General features: G+C 67.6%; 21 protein-coding genes. 15 read left to right on the top strand and 6 right to left on the bottom strand.

Features of this window, described 5'->3' with window-relative positions; all coding sequences use genetic code 11:
* Window positions 1-71: 71 nt before the first annotated feature.
* The gene (locus ACTWP6_RS13300; RefSeq protein WP_443187941.1) at window positions 72-1,475 is read right to left on the bottom strand and encodes a hypothetical protein; all 1,404 of its coding nucleotides are present in this window, start codon (window positions 1,473-1,475) and stop codon (window positions 72-74) included.
* Window positions 1,476-1,875: 400 nt separating this feature from the next.
* Window positions 1,876-2,187 (bottom strand): type II toxin-antitoxin system VapB family antitoxin, encoded by a 312-nt coding sequence (locus ACTWP6_RS13305; protein WP_260758183.1) that lies wholly within the window; start codon window positions 2,185-2,187, stop codon window positions 1,876-1,878.
* Between the two features lie 161 nt (window positions 2,188-2,348).
* On the opposite strand from ACTWP6_RS13305, the gene hrcA reads away from it, so the two are divergent.
* The 10 genes from hrcA (at window position 2,349) to era (ending at window position 12,963) form a co-directional block, all read left to right on the top strand.
* On the top strand, window positions 2,349-3,380 hold the full coding sequence (gene hrcA, locus ACTWP6_RS13310; protein ID WP_260758182.1) for a heat-inducible transcriptional repressor HrcA: 1,032 nt from the start codon (window positions 2,349-2,351) through the stop codon (window positions 3,378-3,380).
* 52 nt (window positions 3,381-3,432) lie between these two features.
* The gene (gene dnaJ / locus ACTWP6_RS13315) at window positions 3,433-4,581 is read left to right on the top strand and encodes a molecular chaperone DnaJ (protein WP_260754130.1); all 1,149 of its coding nucleotides are present in this window, start codon (window positions 3,433-3,435) and stop codon (window positions 4,579-4,581) included.
* An 18-nt stretch (window positions 4,582-4,599) separates the two neighbouring features.
* Window positions 4,600-5,340, top strand: a complete 741-nt coding sequence (locus ACTWP6_RS13320) for a 16S rRNA (uracil(1498)-N(3))-methyltransferase (RefSeq protein ID WP_260754129.1) — start codon at window positions 4,600-4,602, stop codon at window positions 5,338-5,340.
* 111 nt (window positions 5,341-5,451) lie between these two features.
* Complete coding sequence (locus ACTWP6_RS13325) at window positions 5,452-5,871, top strand: MmpS family protein (protein WP_260758181.1); 420 nt, start codon at window positions 5,452-5,454, stop codon at window positions 5,869-5,871.
* The gene (locus ACTWP6_RS13330) at window positions 5,868-8,708 is read left to right on the top strand and encodes an MMPL/RND family transporter (protein ID WP_443187942.1); all 2,841 of its coding nucleotides are present in this window, start codon (window positions 5,868-5,870) and stop codon (window positions 8,706-8,708) included. The genes ACTWP6_RS13325 and ACTWP6_RS13330 overlap by 4 nt, the downstream gene beginning before the upstream one ends.
* A gap of 77 nt (window positions 8,709-8,785) precedes the next feature.
* Window positions 8,786-9,841 (top strand): PhoH family protein, encoded by a 1,056-nt coding sequence (locus ACTWP6_RS13335; RefSeq protein WP_260754127.1) that lies wholly within the window; start codon window positions 8,786-8,788, stop codon window positions 9,839-9,841.
* Between the two features lie 8 nt (window positions 9,842-9,849).
* On the top strand, window positions 9,850-10,440 hold the full coding sequence (ybeY, locus tag ACTWP6_RS13340) for an rRNA maturation RNase YbeY (protein WP_443187943.1): 591 nt from the start codon (window positions 9,850-9,852) through the stop codon (window positions 10,438-10,440).
* Window positions 10,437-11,735 carry a hemolysin family protein gene (locus ACTWP6_RS13345; protein WP_443187944.1) on the top strand — a complete coding sequence of 433 codons (1,299 nt, stop codon included), beginning with the start codon at window positions 10,437-10,439 and terminating at the stop codon, window positions 11,733-11,735. Before ybeY ends, ACTWP6_RS13345 begins: the two co-directional genes overlap by 4 nt.
* Window positions 11,732-12,049: a cytidine deaminase gene (locus ACTWP6_RS13350; protein WP_260754119.1), complete on the top strand. Its 318-nt coding sequence runs from the start codon at window positions 11,732-11,734 to the stop codon at window positions 12,047-12,049. The genes ACTWP6_RS13345 and ACTWP6_RS13350 overlap by 4 nt, the downstream gene beginning before the upstream one ends.
* The gene (gene era / locus ACTWP6_RS13355; RefSeq protein WP_443187945.1) at window positions 12,046-12,963 is read left to right on the top strand and encodes a GTPase Era; all 918 of its coding nucleotides are present in this window, start codon (window positions 12,046-12,048) and stop codon (window positions 12,961-12,963) included. The genes ACTWP6_RS13350 and era overlap by 4 nt, the downstream gene beginning before the upstream one ends.
* Here era and ACTWP6_RS13360 read toward each other — a convergent pair whose 3' ends face one another.
* Window positions 12,964-13,383, bottom strand: coding sequence for a CAP domain-containing protein (locus ACTWP6_RS13360; RefSeq protein WP_260758180.1), 420 nt, complete (start codon window positions 13,381-13,383; stop codon window positions 12,964-12,966). It abuts the gene before it with no gap.
* Window positions 13,384-13,459: 76 nt separating this feature from the next.
* Window positions 13,460-14,986 (bottom strand): amidase, encoded by a 1,527-nt coding sequence (locus ACTWP6_RS13365; RefSeq protein WP_443187946.1) that lies wholly within the window; start codon window positions 14,984-14,986, stop codon window positions 13,460-13,462.
* Window positions 14,987-15,049: 63 nt separating this feature from the next.
* Between ACTWP6_RS13365 and recO the strand changes: the two genes are divergently transcribed.
* The 4 genes from recO to ACTWP6_RS13385 are packed head-to-tail and all read left to right on the top strand — an operon-like array spanning window position 15,050 to window position 17,320.
* A complete protein-coding gene (recO, locus tag ACTWP6_RS13370) occupies window positions 15,050-15,877 on the top strand; it encodes a DNA repair protein RecO (protein WP_260754114.1) in 828 nt (275 codons plus the stop codon).
* Complete coding sequence (locus ACTWP6_RS13375) at window positions 15,819-16,706, top strand: decaprenyl diphosphate synthase (protein WP_396884582.1); 888 nt, start codon at window positions 15,819-15,821, stop codon at window positions 16,704-16,706. The genes recO and ACTWP6_RS13375 overlap by 59 nt, the downstream gene beginning before the upstream one ends.
* Window positions 16,707-16,713: 7 nt before the next feature.
* Window positions 16,714-17,121: a hypothetical protein gene (locus tag ACTWP6_RS13380; protein ID WP_260754108.1), complete on the top strand. Its 408-nt coding sequence runs from the start codon at window positions 16,714-16,716 to the stop codon at window positions 17,119-17,121.
* Window positions 17,122-17,131: 10 nt separating this feature from the next.
* Window positions 17,132-17,320 (top strand): hypothetical protein, encoded by a 189-nt coding sequence (locus ACTWP6_RS13385; protein ID WP_260754106.1) that lies wholly within the window; start codon window positions 17,132-17,134, stop codon window positions 17,318-17,320.
* On the opposite strand, the gene ACTWP6_RS13390 is transcribed toward ACTWP6_RS13385, so the two are convergent.
* Together ACTWP6_RS13390 and ACTWP6_RS13395 are read right to left on the bottom strand one after the other, a co-directional pair.
* On the bottom strand, window positions 17,317-17,712 hold the full coding sequence (locus tag ACTWP6_RS13390) for a Fur family transcriptional regulator (RefSeq protein ID WP_260754105.1): 396 nt from the start codon (window positions 17,710-17,712) through the stop codon (window positions 17,317-17,319). The genes ACTWP6_RS13385 and ACTWP6_RS13390 overlap by 4 nt on opposite strands.
* The gene (locus ACTWP6_RS13395; RefSeq protein WP_396885533.1) at window positions 17,709-18,002 is read right to left on the bottom strand and encodes an ArsR/SmtB family transcription factor; all 294 of its coding nucleotides are present in this window, start codon (window positions 18,000-18,002) and stop codon (window positions 17,709-17,711) included. The genes ACTWP6_RS13390 and ACTWP6_RS13395 overlap by 4 nt, the downstream gene beginning before the upstream one ends.
* Before the next feature lie 116 nt (window positions 18,003-18,118).
* On the opposite strand from ACTWP6_RS13395, the gene ACTWP6_RS13400 reads away from it, so the two are divergent.
* Complete coding sequence (locus ACTWP6_RS13400) at window positions 18,119-19,549, top strand: glycine--tRNA ligase (RefSeq protein ID WP_443187962.1); 1,431 nt, start codon at window positions 18,119-18,121, stop codon at window positions 19,547-19,549.
* The last annotated feature ends 48 nt before the right edge of the window (window positions 19,550-19,597 follow it).

Raw genomic sequence — 19,597 nt, forward strand, 5'->3', positions numbered from 1 at the left:
CAGGCACAGGCCGGAAGGGCCCTTGGGAGTGGCGGCCCGGCCACCCCCAAGGGCCCTCGTGTCAACGCCGGTTACTCGGTGCTGTCCGATCCGCCGGATCCGGAGTCACCGTCGGTACCTGCACCGGCGTCCAACCCGGGTGCGGTTGCCGCCGACTCGTCGTCGTCACCACCGGCGGGCGCGTCGTCGCCGCCCGACTCGTCGCTCGCCACGTCGTCCGCGCTGTCGGTGTCGTCCTCGCCGACAGGTGCGCCGTCGACGTCGTCCCCGTCAGTGTCGACGGGGGGCTCGGTGCCGTCACCGCCGTTCTGACCGTCGGTGTCGGTCACCGTGTCCGTGTCGGCGGGTACCTCCGGGGCGCCGGTGTCCTGGGCATCGGTGGCTGATCCCGACCCGGCCGTGTCGATCGTGAAAGTCGCCGCATCGTCGGAGAAGGCTGCCGAGGTCGACGACACCTCTGTGGTCGGACTGCTCGCCGAGGCGTCGGCTTCGGGCTCCGGCTGCGGGCGCTGCAGATTGAGCGCCCGGGCGATCTCCCGCGGCAATTGGACGAAGAGGAAGTCGAGAGTGCCGGTGGGGGAGAACAGGCCGGGGAAGTTCCGGCCGGGGCCGTCGGGCGGGAAAGGACTGTCGGGGTCGTCGACGAAGGCAGGCACGTAGCCGTTGAGGAACGCGTTGAGGATCTTGGCCGGGGCGTTGACGACCTCGCTGACCAACGTGACCAGATCGCCTGAGAACAGCGCTTCCCGTGCTCGGTCCAGGATCTCGACGGTCTGGAAGATCGCTGTGATCGGCGGTGCGAACAGGGCCCGACCGAGGTTGCCGATCACACCGCGCGACAGCAGGCCAGGTCCGTAGCCGGGTCCGGCGGTGCCTTCGTCCATCCACGACGTGCCGAGGATTCGGGCTAGGGGGTGCAACCCGATGGACTCCAGGAAGTCGCCGGGAACGCGGAGGGCATCGAGCAGACCGGCCCTGCCCTCTGAGAGGGCGTCGACCAGGAACCAGTGGTTGATCTGACCGTATGCCGCCAGGAACTGGCCCTGCAGCAGCAAGCCCGCCGCGGTGACGATCGCCTCGGGCAGCTTCGCGAGCGCACCCCACGAGGCCGCCGAGGCGGCCTCGAGTCCCGCGCCGATCCGGGCACCGTAGGTGAACGGGAACTTCAGCGTCTCGGTGAGAAACGGCAGTGGATTGGTCACCGACGAGAACAGGACCTCGATTATCTCGGCGTGCAGCGCGGGGTTACCCAGCGCCTGTCCCAGCGCGGTCGTCTGCGCCACGATGTTGTGTCCCAGCCCACCCGCGGTGGTCAGGGAGTTCGAGATCGTCGTCCCCCACAGCGCCAGGGGGTTTTCGAACGCCGACAACTCGTGAGCCGTCACGTGTGCGTGCGGACGGACGGTCGATGCCGCCGTGTCGAGTGTGGGGGCGACGGCCAGAACGCCGGCGCCGGCGACCGCAACACTCGCCATGAACGCTTTGCTGCGACGGTGGCTCGCTGGAGCGCGCCCGGTGTCGTACACGCATCCCGGCACCGGGACACGAAGGTCTTGCTTCACACATTTCCCCTGTCAGCTATGTATTTCCTATGTATCTCCTGTGAGATTGGTGAATGCTAACGGAGGGATGTGACCCTGGCAATAGGTTTGCCTAACCTAAAAGGTAATCGATGAGCTGCAGGTTTGTGGGCGAACGGGCGAATCGGCAACGCGGCAGTGTGTTGCGCACTTCGCCGCAGAGGTTGCGTGAGTCTGCTATGAGCGCCGCCTGAGCGCCGGGCGGCTGGGCGCTGGTGGGCGAGAATCGTTGCTACGAATCTGCTGACGTCGTACGGCGAGAGATTGCTGAAGCCGGTTACTGACGGAGACGGGCTCAGGTGGCCTGCGAAGCGACGTCCATGTCGAACACCCGGGCGTGCAGGACGGTGCGATTGCGCAGGGCGGCCCGCACCGCGCGGTGCAGTCCGTCTTCGAGGTAGACGTTGCCGCGCCATTTGACCGCGTGTGGGAACAAATCGCCGTAGAACGTCGAGTCCTCGGACAGCAGCCGGTCGAGCGCCAGCACCGTGGTCGTCATGACGAGTTCGTCGAGCCGGATCTGCCGGGGCGGGATCTGGGCCCACTGTCGGTGCGACAGACCGTGGTCAGGGTAGGGCCTGCCATCGCGAACCCCTTTGAAGATCATCGACGCGCCTTTGCTGCCCATTGCCCCCGTGATTGTTGCCTGATTCGTTAGGTTAGCCTGCCTCCGACGACCGTGTCGCCCGGCCGCTCGACCGACCCGCATCCGGGGTCCGCCGTAAAATGAACGCGACCGGTACGTGACTTCTTCAGGTGGGTGAACAAATGGGCAGCGCCGACGAACGTCGTTTCGAGGTTCTCCGGGCCATCGTCGCCGATTTCGTCGCCACGAAGGAGCCGATCGGATCCAAGGCTCTCGTGGAACGTCATAACCTCGGCGTATCGAGCGCAACCGTGCGCAACGACTTGGCTGTTCTGGAGGCCGAGGGGTACATCACCCAGCCGCACACCAGTTCGGGGCGGGTGCCTACCGAGAAGGGCTACCGCGAGTTCGTCGACCGGCTCGAGGACGTCAAACCGATGTCGGGGGCGGAGCGGAGAGCGATCCTGCAGTTCCTCGAGTCCGGTGTCGACCTCGACGATGTGCTGCGCCGGGCGGTGCGGCTGCTCGCGCAGCTGACCCGTCAGGTCGCGGTCGTCCAGTACCCGACCCTGACCACGTCCTCGGTGCGGCGTCTGGAGGTCGTGGCGCTGACGCCGGCGCGGCTGCTGCTGGTCGTGATCACCGACACCGGCCGCGTCGATCAGCGCATCGTCGAACTCGGCGACGCGATCGACGACGCGCAGCTGTCGCGGCTGCGCGACCTGCTGGGCCAGGCCCTCGAAGGCAAGCCCCTGACGGCGGCCTCGATCGCGGTGTCGGACCTGGCGTCTAACCTCAACGAGCACGACGGCCTGGGTAACGCAGTCGGCAGAGCCGCAACCGTGCTCGTCGAGACCTTGGTCGAACATACCGAGGAGCGGCTGCTGCTGGGTGGCACGGCGAACCTGACGCGTAACACCGCCGACTTCGGTGGCTCGTTGCGGTCGGTGCTCGAGGCGCTGGAGGAGCAGGTGGTGGTGCTGCGCCTGCTGGCCAAACAGCAGGAGGCGGGCAAGGTGACCGTGCGCATCGGTCACGAGACCGAGGCCGAGGAGATGGCGGGAACCTCGGTGATCAGCACGGCGTACGGCAGCGCGGGCAAGGTGTTCGGCGGCATGGGTGTGTTGGGTCCCACACGGATGGACTATCCGGGAACCATCGCCAACGTCGCCGCAGTTGCTCTCTATATTGGCGAAGTCTTAGGAAACCGCTGACCGCGCGCCCTGAACGGGTTTACGCGGATCGGTGGGGTGGGAAAGGTTGAGCGTGGCACGCGACTATTACGGGTTGCTCGGAGTGAGCAAGGGCGCGAGTGATTCGGAGATCAAACGCGCCTATCGCAGGCTCGCCCGCGAACTGCACCCGGACGTCAATCCGGACGAAGGCGCCCAGGCCCGCTTCCAGGAGATCAGCGCCGCCTACGAGGTCCTCAGTGATCCGGAGAAGCGGCGCATCGTCGATCTCGGCGGCGACCCGCTGGAATCCGCGTCGGCCGGCGGCGGCGGGTTCTCCGGGTTCGGTGGTCTCGGCGACGTCTTCGAGGCGTTCTTCGGCGGCGGCGCCACCTCACGCGGACCGGTCGGTCGCGTCCGGCCCGGCTCCGATTCGCTGCTGCGGATGCGCCTCGACCTTGAGGAGTGCGCGACGGGCGTGACCAAGCAGGTCACCGTCGACACCGCCATCCTGTGCGACCTCTGCCACGGCAAGGGCACCCACGGCGACTCCTCCCCGATCACGTGCGACACGTGCGGCGGACGCGGGGAGATCCAGACCGTGCAGCGCTCGCTGCTGGGTCAGGTGATGACCTCACGGCCGTGCCCGGTGTGCGGTGGGGTCGGCGAGGTTATCCCGGACCCGTGCAACCGGTGTTCCGGTGACGGACGGGTGCGGGCCCGCCGCGAGATCAGCGTCAAGATCCCCGCCGGTGTCGGCGACGGCATGCGGGTGCGGCTGGCCGCCCAGGGTGAGGTCGGGCCGGGCGGGGGTCCGGCCGGCGACCTCTACGTCGAGGTGCACGAGAAGCCCCACCCGGTGTTCGTCCGTGACGGTGACGACCTGCATTTCACGGTGTCGGTGCCGATGGTCGACGCCGCACTCGGTACGACGGTCACCGTCGACGCGATCCTCGACGGCCCCACCGAGATCACCATTGCCGCGGGCACCCAGCCCGGGTCAGTGACCACGCTTCGCGGACACGGTATGCCGCACCTGCGCTCCGGGGTGCGCGGCGACCTACACGCCCACATCGACGTGGTCGTGCCGTCCCGGCTCGACCATGAGGACATCGAACTGTTGCGCGCGTTCAGGGAACGCACCAAGGACAAGGCGGAGGTGCGCTCGGCCCAGAACGGCAGTGCCTCCTCGCACGGCGGCGGGCTGTTCTCGCGTCTACGTGAGACGTTCACCGGCCGCTGATCCCGCGCCGCCGTCCCGATGCGCAGTCTCTTCTACGTCGACGTCGTTCCCGCCCCAGGCGACCTCGCCATCGTTGACGGCGAAGAGGGACATCACGCCGCCACCGTCTGCCGGACCCGGGCGGGGGAGGAGCTCGACCTCGCCGACGGCGCCGGGGCGATCGCGCACTGCATCGTCGAGGACGTCGCCAAAGGACGGCTGACGGCCAGGGTGCTGGACCGCCGCGTCGCCCCGCCTGCGGCGCCGGCGGTCACGGTGGTGCAGGCCCTGCCCAAATCCGACCGCTCGGAGCTGGCCGTCGAGCTGGCCACCGAGGCCGGGGCGGACGCGTTCCTCGCCTGGCAGGCGTCGCGCTGCGTGGCGCGATGGGACGGCGCCGCGAAGGTGGACAAGGGGTTACGACGCTGGCGCGCGGTGGCCCGATCGGCGGCCAGGCAGTCGCGCCGACCCCGCATCCCCGCGGTCGACGGCGTGGTGTCCACCCGCGACCTGGTCGCGTCGGTGCGCAACGCCGCACCCGGCACGGTGCTGTTGCTGCACGAGTCTGCCACCCGATCCTTCGCCGAAATGCCGGTGGCTCAAGCGGATTCACTGACCCTGATCGTCGGCCCGGAAGGCGGGGTCGCCGACGACGAGCTGGCCGCGCTCACCGCGGCCGGTGCGGTCGCCGTGCGGCTCGGCCCCACGGTGCTGCGCACCTCCACGGCCGCCGCGGTCGCGCTGGGCGCGCTGGGCGCGCTGACCGGCCGCTGGTCCTAGACACCCCCGGGGGGTAGTCGTCCACCCGGAATTTAGATAGGTTAGCCTTCCCTCTGACTGTAAGGGCCTGAGGGCTGCGCCGATCTCGAAGGACTCCCGATTCTCACCCGTCTGACCAGAGCGTGGATACCGCTCGTATTGGTGATCGTCCTCGTGGTCGGAGCTTTCTCGGTGTGGCGGATCCGCAACATCTTCGGCTCGCACCAACTGCCCACCTATGCGGGGAACATGTCCGAGGAGGCCAACCGCTCCGACCCGAAGATCGTCCGCTACGAGATCTTCGGTGAGCCCGGGGCCACCGCCGACATCAACTACATCGACGACCAGGGCGATCCGAATCAGGTCGTCGGTGCCGCGCTGCCGTGGTCGATCGAGGTCGAGACGAACTCCCCGGCCATGGTCGGCAACGTGGTGGCCCAGGGTGACGGTGACTTCATCGGCTGCCGCATCCTGGCCGACGACATCGTCAAAGACGAACGGACCGCCTACAACGTGACCGCCTACGTCTACTGCTTCACGAAGTCGGCATGAGAGCGTCGGCCCACCCCGGTCGGTCCCTGCAGGACCCGACGCCCGTTGCCCGCTGGATCCGCCGGCTCGCGGTCCCGATCATCCTGGGCTGGGTGCTTCTGGTCGCGGCGCTGAACCTGCTGGTGCCGCAGCTGGAGGTGGTGGCCGCCCAGAACGCGGTGTCGATGAGCCCGAGCGATGCGCCGGCGATGAAGGCCATGTCGGACATGGGCCGGCTCTTCGGCGAATCGGACTCCGACTCCATCGCGATGGTGGTGCTCGAGGGCGACCAGCCGCTCGGCGACGATGCGCACGCCTACTACGACCGGCTCATCGAAAAGCTGGAAGCCGCACCGGATCACGTCCGCAACATCCAGGACATGTGGGGTGACCCGCTCACCGAGGCCGCCGCGCAGAGCACCGACGGCCACGCCGCGTACGTCGCGCTGAACCTGGCCGGCAACATGGGCGAGACGAAGTCCAACGAGTCGGTCGCGGCCGTGCGCGAGATCGTCGCCGAATCGCCTCCGCCGCCCGGCGTGCAGGTGCACGTGACCGGCCCCGCGGCATTGACCGCCGACGTCAACATCGCCGGCGAGAGCAGCATGGCGCTGATCCTGCTCGTCACGTTCGCAGTGATCATCGTGCTGCTGCTGTTCTTCTACCGCTCGGTGGCCACCGTGGTGCTGCTGCTGATCATGGTCGGCGTTCAGATGTCGGTCGCGCGCGGCGTGGTGGCGGCGCTGGGCCACTTCCAGATCATCGGGCTCTCCACGTTCGCGGTGAACCTGCTGATCTCGTTGGCCGTGGCGGCCGGCACCGATTACGCGATCTTCCTGGTGGGCCGCTACCAGGAGGCCCGTGCGTCGGGGGCGAGCCCCGAAGCGGCCTACTACGAGATGTTCGGTGGCACCGCGCACGTGGTGCTCGGGTCCGGTCTGACCATCGCCGGCGCGATGTACTGCCTGTCCTTCACCCGGATGCCGTATTTCCAGAGTATGGGTGTGCCGTGCGCGGTCGGCATCCTCGCCGGTGTCGCGGTCGCGCTCACCCTGGGACCGGCCATCGTCACCGTCGGCAGCCGCTTCGGGCTGCTCGAACCCAAGCGCGCCATGCGGATCCGGGCGTGGCGGCGGGTCGGTGCAACCGTGGTCCGTTGGCCCGGGCCGATTCTGGTGGCGTCCCTTGCGCTGGCGCTGATCGGGTTGGCCGCGCTGCCTGGCTACCAGACCAGCTACGACGACACCCGCTACATCCCCGAGTCCATCCCGGCCAACGCCGGTCTGCAGGCGGCCACCAAGTACTTCTCGCTCTCACGGATGAGCCCCGAGGTGCTCATCGTCGAAGCCGACCGCGACCTGCGGAACCCGTCGGATTTCCTGATCCTCGACCGGCTCGCCAAACGCGTTTTCAACGTCGAAGGGGTGGCCCGGGTACAGGCCCCGAGCCGGCCCGACGGGGCGCCCATCGCACACACGTCGATCCCGTTCCTGATCAGCATGCAGGGGGTCGGCCAGCAGCAGAACATGAAGCTGATGAAGGACCGCATCGCCGACATGCGCGTCCAGGCCGACGACATCGGCGAGACCATCGCGACGATGAAAAAGATGTACGGCCTGATGACGAAGTTCTCGAACATCACCACCGTGATGATCGACGACATGACGGACATGCGCGACACCGTCCACCAGTTGCGTGACATGGTCGCCAACTTCGACGACCAGTTCCGGCCCATCCGCAACTACTTCTACTGGGAACCGCACTGTTACAACATCCCGTTGTGCTGGTCGTTTCGGTCGCTGTTCGACTCCATGGACGGCATCGGCACGATGACCGACACCTTCGACAAGGCCGTTCTGAACATGGACGAGATGAAGGCATTGCTGCCGGAGATGCTCGCCACGTTCCCGCCGATGATCGAGACCATGGAGAGCATGCGCCAGATGATGCTGGCGACGTACGCCACCATGGGCGGCTTCTACGACCAGATGGACGAGTTGACCCGCGACTCCACCGAAATGGGCAAGGCATTCGACGCCGCGAAGAACGACGACTCGTTCTACCTGCCGCCCGAGGTGTTCGAGAACGAGGACTTCAAGCGGGCGATGGAGAGCTTCTTCTCGCCCGACGGCAAGACCGTGCGGATGCTGATCGCTCACCGCGGCAACCCCACCACCGAGGAGGCGCTGCAGCGCGTCGAGCCGATCAAGATCGCGGCGATCGAGGCGCTCAAGGGCACCCCGCTGGAGAACGCGACGATCCAGCTCGGAGGCACCGCCGCGACGTTCAAGGACATGTCTGACGGCTCCCGCTACGACCTGCTGATCGCGGTGATCTCGGCGCTGTGTCTGGTGCTGATGATCATGCTGGTGCTGACCCGCAGTCTGGTCGCCGCGCTGGTGATCGTGGGGACCGTGACGCTGTCGCTGGGCGCGTCGTTCGGCATCTCGATCCTGATCTGGCAGCACATCGTCGGCATCGAACTGCACTGGATGGTGCTGGCCCTGTCGATCATCGCGCTGATCGCCGTCGGTTCGGACTACAACCTGCTGCTGGTGTCCCGGTTCAAGGAGGAGATCCCGGCAGGGATCAAGACCGGCATCATCCGTGCGATCGGCGGCACCGGCAGCGTCGTCACGGTCGCCGGGGTGGTGTTCGCTCTGACCATGGCATCGATGGTGGTCAGCGATCTGCGGGTGATGGCGCAGGTCGGCACCACGATCGGCCTGGGCCTGCTGTTCGACACGTTCATCGTGCGGGCGTTCATGATGCCCTCGATCGCGACGCTGCTGGGACGCTGGTTCTGGTGGCCCCTGGTGGTTCGGTCCCGCCCCCCGCGCGAACGCCCCAGCTCATAAGCATTGGGCGCTCGCCGGGGGCGGCGCTAAACTGGGGTTTCCCATACCCGACCCAGGAAGCAGGCAGAAAACCTCACGTGGCGCCCCGCGAGAACGCAAGCTCGGCCGCATCTGAATCGTCTTCTGGATCGCTGGTCCGCAGTAGCATCACAGTTCCGCCCGATTACGTCATGGGCCTCCTGGGATCCTCCGACGAGAACCTGCGCGAACTCGAAGAGCTGTTGTCCGCCGAGATCCACGTTCGCGGCAACGACATCACCCTGTCCGGTGAGCCCGCCGACGTCGCGCTCGCCGAGCGCGTCATCTCCGAGCTGGTCGAGGTGGTCGGCGCGGGGCAGCGGCTGACGCCGGACGCGGTGCGGCGCGGTGTCGGGATGCTGACCGGCACTGGCGACGAATCGCCCGCCGAGGTGCTGACGCTCGACATCCTGTCCCGGCGCGGAAAGACGATCCGGCCCAAGACGCTCAACCAGAAACGCTACGTCGACGCCATCGACGCCAAGACGATCGTGTTCGGTATCGGCCCGGCCGGCACCGGCAAGACGTATCTGGCGATGGCCAAGGCCGTCAGCGCACTGCAGAGCAAGCAGGTCAGCCGGATCATCCTGACCCGCCCGGCGGTGGAAGCCGGTGAGCGCCTTGGCTTCCTGCCGGGCACGCTGTACGAGAAGATCGACCCTTACCTGCGGCCGCTCTACGACGCGCTGCACGACATGATGGATCCCGAACTGATCCCGAAGCTGATGAGCGCCGGGGTGATCGAGGTGGCTCCGCTGGCATTTATGCGTGGCCGGACGTTAAACGATGCGTTCATCATCTTAGACGAAGCGCAGAACACCACCGCCGAACAGATGAAGATGTTCCTGACGCGGTTGGGTTTCGGCTCGAAAATCGTTGTGACAGGCGATATCACGCAGGTCGACCTGCCCGGCGGTGCGGCGTCCGGCCTCCACGCTGCGATGCGCATCCTCGACGGCATCGACGACATCCACTTCGCCGAACTCACCAGCGCCGACGTGGTGCGGCACCGGCTGGTGTCCGAGATCGTGGACGCCTACGCGAAATACGAGGAACCCACCCTGATGAACCGGGCGCAGCGGCGTTCGTCCGGCTCCGGACGTCCGCGGCGGTAACGACTTTCATGAGTATCGAGGTCTCGAACGAATCCGGTGTCGATGTCTCCGAAGAGGAGCTCATCAGCGTCGCCCGGTTCGTGATCCGCAAGATGGACGTCAACCCCGCCGCGGAACTGTCGATGGTGCTGCTCGACACCGCGGCCATGGCCGATCTGCACATGCGTTGGATGGATCTGCCGGGGCCCACCGACGTGATGAGCTTCCCGATGGACGAGCTGGAACCCGGGGGGCGGCCGGACGCGCCCGAACCCGGTCCCTCGATGCTCGGTGACATCGTGCTGTGCCCGGAGTTCGCCGCCAAGCAGGCCGCCGACGCGGGCCACACGCTCGGTCAGGAACTCGCCCTGCTGACCGTGCACGGAGTGCTTCACCTGCTCGGCTACGACCACGCCGAACCCGACGAGGAAAAAGAGATGTTCGCGCTGCAGCGCCAACTGCTCGAGGAGTGGGTCGCCGACCAGGTGCAGGCGTATCACCAGGACCGGCAGACCGAGAAAGACCGCCGGCTGCTGGACAAGTCGCGCTACTTCGACGATGTGAACTACGGCGACGATGTGAACTACGGCGCCGATGTTAACCCCGGCGACACTCCGTGAGCCCGGCCGGCCAACTGATCAGCGCCATCGTGCTGATCTTTCTGGGCGGACTGTTCGCTGCGATGGACGCGGCGCTGAGCACGGTGTCGATGGCCCGTGTCGAGGAGCTGGTCCGCGAGGAACGGCCGGGTGCGGTGCGCCTGGCCCGGGTGATGGCCGAGCGGCCGCGCTACATCAACCTCATCGTGCTGCTGCGCATCACCTGCGAGGTGAGTGCGACGGTGCTGCTGGCGGCGTTCCTCGACGGAACCCTGGGCGTGACCTGGGGGCTGGTGGCTGCGGCGGCGATCATGGCGGTCATCAGCTTCGTCGCGGTGGGGGTCGGCCCCCGGACGCTGGGCCGGCAGAACGCCTACACCATCGCGTTGATGACGGCGCTTCCGCTGCAGGCGATCTCGGTGCTGCTGTTGCCGGTGAGCCGGTTGCTGGTGTTGATCGGTAACGCGCTGACCCCCGGCCGCGGCTTCCGCAACGGCCCGTTCGCCTCCGAGATCGAGCTGCGCGAGGTCGTCGACCTGGCCCAGCAGCGCGGTGTGGTGGCCGACGACGAGCGCCGGATGATCCAGTCGGTGTTCGAACTCGGCGACACCCCGGCCCGCGAGGTGATGGTCCCGCGCACCGAGATGGTGTGGATCGAGAGCGAGAAGACCGCGGGCCAGGCCACCTCGCTGGCGGTGCGCAGCGGCCACTCGCGCATCCCTGTGATCGGTGAGAACGTCGACGACATCGTCGGGGTCGTCTACCTCAAGGATCTGGTGCAGCGCACCTATTACTCGACCAACCGCGGCCGTGACACGCCGGTCTCGGAGGTGATGCGCAAGCCCACCTTCGTGCCGGACTCCAAGCCGCTCGACGAGTTGCTGCGCGAGATGCAGCGCGACCGCGTCCACATGGTGCTGCTGGTCGACGAATACGGTGCGATCGCCGGGCTGGTGACGATCGAGGACGTGCTGGAGGAGATCGTCGGGGAGATCGCCGACGAGTACGACACCGACGAGGTCGCCCCGGTCGAGGACCTCGGCGACGGGCAGTATCGGGTGTCAGCCCGCCTGTCGATCGAAGACCTCGGCGAGCTCTACGACCTGGAGTTCGACGAGAACCTCGACGTCGACACCGTCGGCGGGTTGGTCGCCCTGGAACTGGGCCGCGTCCCGCTGCCGGGCGCCGAGGTGACCTGGGACGGGCTGCGACTTCGGGCCGAGGGCGGGCCGGACCCGCGCGGCCGGGTGCGGGTGGGCACCGTATTGGTCAGTCCTGTCGAAGCACAGCCGGAGAACGCGGAAGGACACGAATGAGCGCGCTCGAACCCGAGGACGCCAAGCTGGTGGTGCTGGCCCGGGGTGCGATGGGCCGGGCCGAGGCGGGCAGCGGGGCCGCGGTACGCGACGCCGACGGCCGCACCTACGCCGGAGCGCCCGTCGCCCTCGACTCCCTGCGCCTTACGGCTCTGCAGGCGGCCGTCGCGGCGGCGGTGTCCAGCGGCGCCACCGGGCTGGAAGCCGCCGTGCTGGTGGGTGGTTCGGCCGACGACGCCGGAGTGGCCGCCGTCCGTGAGCTGTCCTGCGGTGCCGCTGTCATCGTCACCGACCGCGCGGGTAATCCGCTGTGACGGCCGACGCCGAATTCCGGTCCGGCTTCGTCTGTTTCGTTGGAAGACCCAACACCGGCAAGTCCACTCTGACCAACGCGCTCGTCGGCACCAAGGTCGCGATCACGTCGAACCGGCCGCAGACCACCCGGCACACAATCCGCGGCATCGTGCACCGCGACGAGTTCCAGATCGTGCTCGTCGACACCCCCGGTCTGCACCGTCCCCGCACACTGCTCGGTCAGCGGCTCAACGATCTGGTCAAGGACACCTATTCCGAGGTGGACGTCATCGGGCTCTGCATCCCGGCCGACGAGAAGATCGGTCCTGGTGACCGCTGGATCTACGAGCAGATTCGCGCCGTCGCCCCCAAGACCACGTTGGTGGCGATCGTGACCAAGATCGACAAGGTGTCCAAGGACCGCATCGCCGAGCAGCTGCTCGCGGTCAGTGAACTGGTCGGGCCGGACACCGAGATAGTCCCCGTCTCAGCGACTTCGGGAACACAGCTCGATGTGCTCACCGATGTGCTCGCCGCGCAGTTGCCTGCAGGCCCGGCGTTCTATCCCGACGGTGAGCTCACCGATGAACCCGAGGAAGTGCTGATGGCCGAACTCATCCGGGAGGCCGCGCTGGAGGGGGTGCGCGACGAGCTGCCGCACTCGCTGGCGGTGGTGATCGAGGAGGTCGAGCACAGACCGGGCCGCCCGGAGGACGATCCGCTCATGGACGTGCACGCCATTCTCTACGTCGAACGCGACAGTCAGAAGGGCATCGTGATCGGTAAGGGCGGGGCCCGGCTGCGCGAGGTCGGCACGGCCGCGCGCACTCAGATCGAGAAGCTGCTCGGCACCAAGGTCTTTCTCGATCTGCGCGTCAAGATCGCCAAGAACTGGCAGCGCGATCCCAAACAGCTTGGCAGGCTTGGCTTTTAGCTAGCGAGGCTGGCCGTACACCGCGACCACCACGGTGCGGTCCAGGCTGTTCTCCGACCACACCCCGATCTCGGTGTTTGCGCAATTGCTCATGATCGCCATGTAGTCGGGCCGGTAGTACCACTGGTTGAGGATCTCGATGCCGCTGATCGCCAGTGCCGGGTTGATCGCGACGGTTTCGGCGGCGGTGCCGACGAACCCGGCACGGTTGGCGCGGTCCTGCACGGTGGATCCGTCGGAACCGATGTCGCCGCTCAGTGCCCGGTTGCGCAGGACGTCGTTGGTGTGCCACTGCGCGGCCAACTGCAGCTGCGGGTTGATCTTGATCTCGGTGCCGCAGTTGTTGTTCTTCTGGATCGTGTAGACGTTGACGACGACGCTCTCGTTGAGGCGCCGGTTGTCGGCCTGGGCCACGGGCATCGCCGCCACGGCCGCGCCGACCACCACGAGGGCGGGCAGCGCGCGCGCGAGCCTGCAGACGATCACAGAGCGCAGGTTACGCGACCTGACCGGTGACCGGGTCCGGAGCCGCGATTTTCGGTGTCTCCGCCGGGGCTTGGGGCGTCCACCAGTCCTCTGGCTGATGAGCGGCCCAGCCGTTGAGGGCCTCCAGCGCGGCGGCCAGCGACACCAGAAGCGGTTCGCTGTTGGCCGGGCCCATCAACTGCACCCCGATCGGCAGGCCGTCGGAGGTGAAGCCGGCGGGCACGTTGATCGACGGCCAGCCCAACAGGTTCCACGGCCACGTCACCGGGCACGCCTTGATCATCGTCCGGTCGGTGCCCAGGCCGCCGAGGCCGTCGAACGTGTGCACTTTCGGCGGCGGCAGCGCGGTGGTCGGGGCCAGGACGACATCGGCGAGGTTGAAGATCCAGCCGATGCGCTGTTGGGTCTGTGCTTCCCGGGCGCGGGCCTTGCGTAGCACGTTCTGCGACAGCAGCCAGCCCATCCGCGCGTTGGAGCGGGTGCGTCCGTCCCACCGCACGCCCTGACCCATGCGATCCATCCACTCCGGAATGCCGGATGTCGAGCGGGCGAGGAAGTTCCACGACATCCGCAGGTTGTAGTCGGGGTCGGCGGCGACGATGGTGTGACCCAGCTGGGTGAGTTGGTCGGCGACGGTGTCGAGCGCGGCACCGATCTCCGGGTGCAGGGCCGCGCGGAACACCGTGAACGGGAACTTCGTGGACTTTGCGATACGCAGCGGTCCGGGCGCCCGTGAGACGTAGTCCGATACCCGCACCGGAGGCGGGGTGTGCAGGTCGCCGGGCGCATTGCCCGAGGCGGCATCGAGCAGCAGCGCGGCGTCGGAGACGGTGCGCGCGAGCACCCCGTTGACGGTGATCCCGTTGAACGCCTCGGCCAACGGCGACGTCGAGATGCGTCCGCGTTGAGGTTTGATGCCGACTAGGTGCGTCCACGCCGCGGGGATCCGGACGCTGCCGGCGCCGTCGGAACCGATCGCGGCGGCGACCAGACCGGCCGCCACCGCCGCGGCGCTGCCACCCGACGAGCCGCCCGGGGTGTGCTCCCGCGACCACGGATTGCGGGTGTGTCCGAATGCCGGCCCGCTGGTGAACGGCCACTGGCCGAGTTCGCAGGTGTTGGTCTTACCGACGATCACCGCGCCGGCGGCGCGCAGCCGGCGCACCACCTCCGCGTCGGCCGCGGCGGGACGGACCTCGCCGTCGGCGCCGAACCGGGTCGGCACGCCGGCCACGTCGACGTCGTCCTTGACCGCGATCGGAATGCCGAGGAGCGGATACCGCGACAGGTCCACGCCGGCCGCACGGGTGCGGTCGGCTTCGGCCGCGTCGGCCAGCGCCTGCTGGGCCAGCACCACCCGGAACGCGTTCAGAGTGGGCTGGCTCGCCTCGATGGCCTCCAGCGAGCGGGTCACCAGGTCGACCGAGGTGGCGGTGCCGCTGGCGAGCTGGAACAACTGGTTGCCAAGGGTGGGGAAGCGGCGCCGGGAAGCAGGGGAGACGGGGCGGGAAGGGCTGGAGGAATCGGTGTCGGCCATCACGTACGAGAATATCGGCGCTGCGAACCGGAAATCGTCCCCCGGCAGTGGGAGACTGGGCCGATGCGTCTGTACCGGGACCGGGCGGTGGTGCTGCGTCAGCACAAGCTCGGCGAAGCCGACCGGATCGTGAGTCTGCTCACTCGCGATCACGGTCTGGTGCGGGCGGTGGCCAAGGGCGTGCGGCGCACCCGCAGCAAGTTCGGTGCGCGGCTGGAACCGTTCGCGCACATCGATGTTCAGCTGCACCCGGGCCGGAATCTGGACATCGTCACCCAGGTCCAGGCCATCGACGCGTTCGCCTCCGACATCGTCAGCGACTACGGCCGCTACACCTGTGCCTGCGCGATGCTCGAGACCGCCGAGCGGATCGCGGGGGAGGAGCGCGCCCCGGTGCCGGCGCTGCACAGGCTCACCGTGTCCGCGCTGCGCGCGGTGGCCGACGCCACCCGTCCCCGCGAACTCGTCCTCGACGCCTATCTGCTGCGCGCGATGGGGGTCGCGGGGTGGGCGCCGGCGTTGACCGAGTGCGCGCGGTGCGCGGCTCCGGGCCCGCACCGGGCGTTCCATGTCGGCGCGGGCGGAAGCGTGTGTGTGCACTGCCGGCCGTCCGGGTCGGTGACCCCGCCCCAGGGCGTGCTGGATCTGATGGCCGCGCTCTACGAAGGCGACTGGGAGCACGCGCAGATCTCCACCCCGGCGCACCGCAGTCAGGCCAGCGGGTTGGTGGCCGCCCATCTGCAATGGCATCTGGAACGGCAGTTGCGGACTTTGCCCCTGGTGGAGCGTGTCTACCGGGCAGAGCGGATGGCTGCCGGCGGCATCAGGCAGGATGTTGCGCATGGCAACCAAGCGGAAGAAGGGCTACCCGCAGCTGCCCCCGGCGCCTGACGACTATCCGACCTTCCCGGACAAGTCGACCTGGCCGGTCGTCTTCCCCGAGCTGCCCCCGCACACCAACGGCAAATTCGCCCGGCCGCCGCAGCACACCTCCAAGGAGGCCGCGCCGCAGATCCCGGCCGGTCAGGTGCCCAACCACGTCGCCGTCGTGATGGACGGCAACGGACGCTGGGCCACCCAGCGCGGTCTGGGGCGCACCGAGGGCCACAAGATGGGCGAGGCGGTGCTGATCGACATCACCTGCGGGGCGATCGAGATCGGCATCAAGCACCTCACCGTGTACGCGTTCTCCACCGAGAACTGGAAGCGCAGCACCGAAGAGGTCCGCTTCCTGATGGGGTTCAACCGGGAAGTGGTGCGCCGCCGCCGCGAGAACCTCAACGACATGGGTGTGCGGATGCGCTGGGTGGGATCGCGGCCCCGCATGTGGCGCAGCGTGATCAAGGAGTTCGACATCGCCGAGCAGATGACCGTCGACAACGACGTCATCACGATCAACTACTGCGTCAACTACGGGGGCCGCACCGAGATCGTCGAGGCGGCGCGCGAACTCGCGCAAGAGGCCGTCGACGGCAGGATCAACCCGGCCCGGATCAGCGAGGCCGCGTTCGCCAAGCACCTGCACCGGGCCGACATCCCCGACGTCGACCTGTTCATCCGCACCTCCGGTGAGCAGCGGGCCAGCAACTTCCTGCTGTGGCAGGCCGCCTACGCCGAATACGTCTTCCAGGACAAGCTGTGGCCGGACTACGACCGCCGCGACCTGTGGGCGGCGTGCGAGGAGTACGTCAACCGCAACCGGCGCTTCGGGCGCGCCTAGGAGCCTGATGGAACTGTCGGAGCGCCTGGCGGTCGTGCTGGCCGAGATCCTGCCCGTGACCCGCGAGGACGACGGCGCGCTGACGGTGCAGCACGACGGGACGTTCGCGTCGTTGCGGGTGGTCACCATCGCCAAGGACCTCGACCTGGTGGCGCTGACCCAGGTGCTGGCGTGGGACCTGCCGCTGGACAACAAGATTCGCGCCAAGGTGGCCAAGCATGCGCACGACACGCTGCTGGGCACGGTGTCTCTGGTCGAGAAGATCGGCGCTGCGCGGGGCAACGCCAAGAAGACCGGTGATGTGCTGTTGCGCTACAACTTTCCGGCCGCCGGACTCACTGACGACGCGCTGCGGACGCTTGTGCTGATGGTGCTGTCCACCGGGAGCGACGTGCGACAGGCTCTGACGGGCTAGGGTCGCGGACATGCGCATCGCCATGATCGTCGTCGGTGTCGTCGTCGCGCTGTTCGGCCTGCTGTTCGCCCTGCAGGGGTTCGGCGCGGTGCAGGGGAGCCCGATGAGCAGCACCACGACCTGGTCTGTACTCGGACCGATCATCGCGATCGGCGGTGTCCTCATCGCCGTTGCCGGCGCGCGACGGAAGCGGCGTTAGTTCCCGTCTGCGCAGTCGCTGCAGACCCCGAAGATCTCGATGGTGTGGCTGACGTCGGAGAAGCCGTGCTCGCGGGCGACCTCGGCGGCCCACGTCTCGACCTGACCGCCCTGGATCTCGACGGTCGAACCGCAGGCGCGGCAGACCAGGTGATGGTGGTGGTGCTCGGAGCAGCGCCGGTACACCGATTCGCCGGTGTCGGTGCGCAGCGTGTCGACCGCGCCGGCCGCCGCCATCTGCTGCAGCGTGCGGTACACCGTGGTCAAACCGATGCCCTCGCCGCGGCGGCGGAGCTCGTCGTGAAGTTCCTGGGCGGAGCGGAAGTCGTCGATGTTCTCCAGCAGTGCCGAGATGGCGGCGCGCTGCCGGGTGGAGCGGATCACGCCCGTCATTGCGGCTCCTCGGCGGTGTGCGAGACCGCGGCGACCACAATCTCGGCCAGGTGATCGTCGACCAGTCGGTACAACACTTCCCGTCCCGACCGGGAGCCCTCCACCACGCCGGCCGACTTCAGGATGCGAAGGTGCTGGCTGACCAGGGGCTGCGGCACGTCCAGCGCGTCGACCAGTTCGTGGACGCAGCGCGCCTCTTCACGCAGCTGCAGCACGATGGCGATGCGTACAGGTGCGGCCAGGGCGCGCAGCAGATCCCCGGCCGAGTCGAGGACCGCACGGGCCGGCATCTCGGCCGGCGGGGTCCCGGCATGGATGTGCACGTCGGGCACACCTGCCGTAGTGGAAACGGTTTTCATTAGGTGTCACGATACATGCACGACCGCGCATGTCAATGGGGGATGTGATGCGGGCGTCACCGGTGACCTCGCTACGCTGTCAATCCGTGGCTCCGTCTTCGATCATCGACACCGTTGCGAACCTGGCCAAGCGGCGCGGGCTGGTGTTCCAGTCCGGCGAGATCTACGGCGGCACCAAGTCCGCCTGGGATTACGGGCCGCTGGGCGTCGAGCTCAAGGAGAACATCAAGCGGCAGTGGTGGAAGTCGGTGGTCACCGGCCGCGACGACGTCGTCGGCCTGGACAGCGCGATCATCCTGCCGCGTCAGGTGTGGGTGGCCTCCGGCCACGTCGACGTGTTCAACGATCCGCTGGTGGAATGCCTGAACTGCCACAAGCGCCACCGGCAGGACCACATGCAGGAGGCGTACGCCGAGAAAAAGGGGATCAATGACCCCGATTCGGTGCCGATGAGCGACATCGTCTGCCCGGACTGCGGCACCAAGGGGCAGTGGACCGAGCCGCGTGACTTCAACATGATGCTCAAGACCTATCTCGGCCCGATCGAATCCGAGGAGGGTCTGCACTATCTGCGACCAGAGACCGCGCAGGGCATCTTCGTCAACTTCGCCAACGTGGTCACCACCGCGCGCAAGAAGCCGCCGTTCGGTATCGGGCAGATCGGCAAGAGCTTCCGCAACGAGATCACCCCGGGCAACTTCATCTTCCGCACCCGCGAGTTCGAGCAGATGGAGATGGAGTTCTTCGTCGAGCCGTCGACCGCCCCCGAGTGGCACCAGTACTGGATCGACACCCGGCTGCAGTGGTACGTCGACCTCGGCATCGATCGCGACAACCTGCGGCTCTTCGAGCATCCCAAGGACAAGCTGTCGCACTACTCCGACGGCACCACCGACATCGAGTACAAGTTCGGTTTCGCCGGTAACCCGTGGGGCGAGCTGGAGGGTATCGCGAACCGCACCAACTTTGACTTGTCCACGCACGCACAGCATTCCGGCGTGGATCTGTCGTTCTACGATCAGGCCAGCGACACCCGCTACGTGCCGTACGTGATCGAGCCGGCAGCGGGCCTGACGCGTTCGCTGATGGCGTTCTTGGTCGATGCCTACACCGAGGATGAGGCTCCCAACGCCAAGGGCGGCGTCGACAAGCGCACGGTACTGCGGCTGGATCCGCGCCTGGCGCCGGTCAAGGCCGCGGTGCTGCCGTTGTCGCGCCATGCCGACCTGTCGCCGAAGGCGCGTGATCTGGCCGCAGAGTTACGCCAGAGCTGGAACGTCGAGTTCGACGACGCCGGCGCGATCGGACGCCGCTACCGCCGCCAGGACGAGATCGGCACCCCGTACTGCATCACGGTCGACTTCGATTCGCTGGAGGACCACGCGGTCACGATCCGCGAGCGCGACGCGATGACCCAGGAGCGGGTGGCAATCTCTGAGGTGTGGAACTACCTCGCGGTGCGCCTCAAGGGCAGCTGAGGCTTTTGCCGCGAGCGTGCGTGTCTGCGGCGGACACGCCGTCGAAAT

This window comes from Mycobacterium sp. 4D054 (assembly GCF_052245755.1).
Lineage (GTDB): Bacteria > Actinomycetota > Actinomycetes > Mycobacteriales > Mycobacteriaceae > Mycobacterium.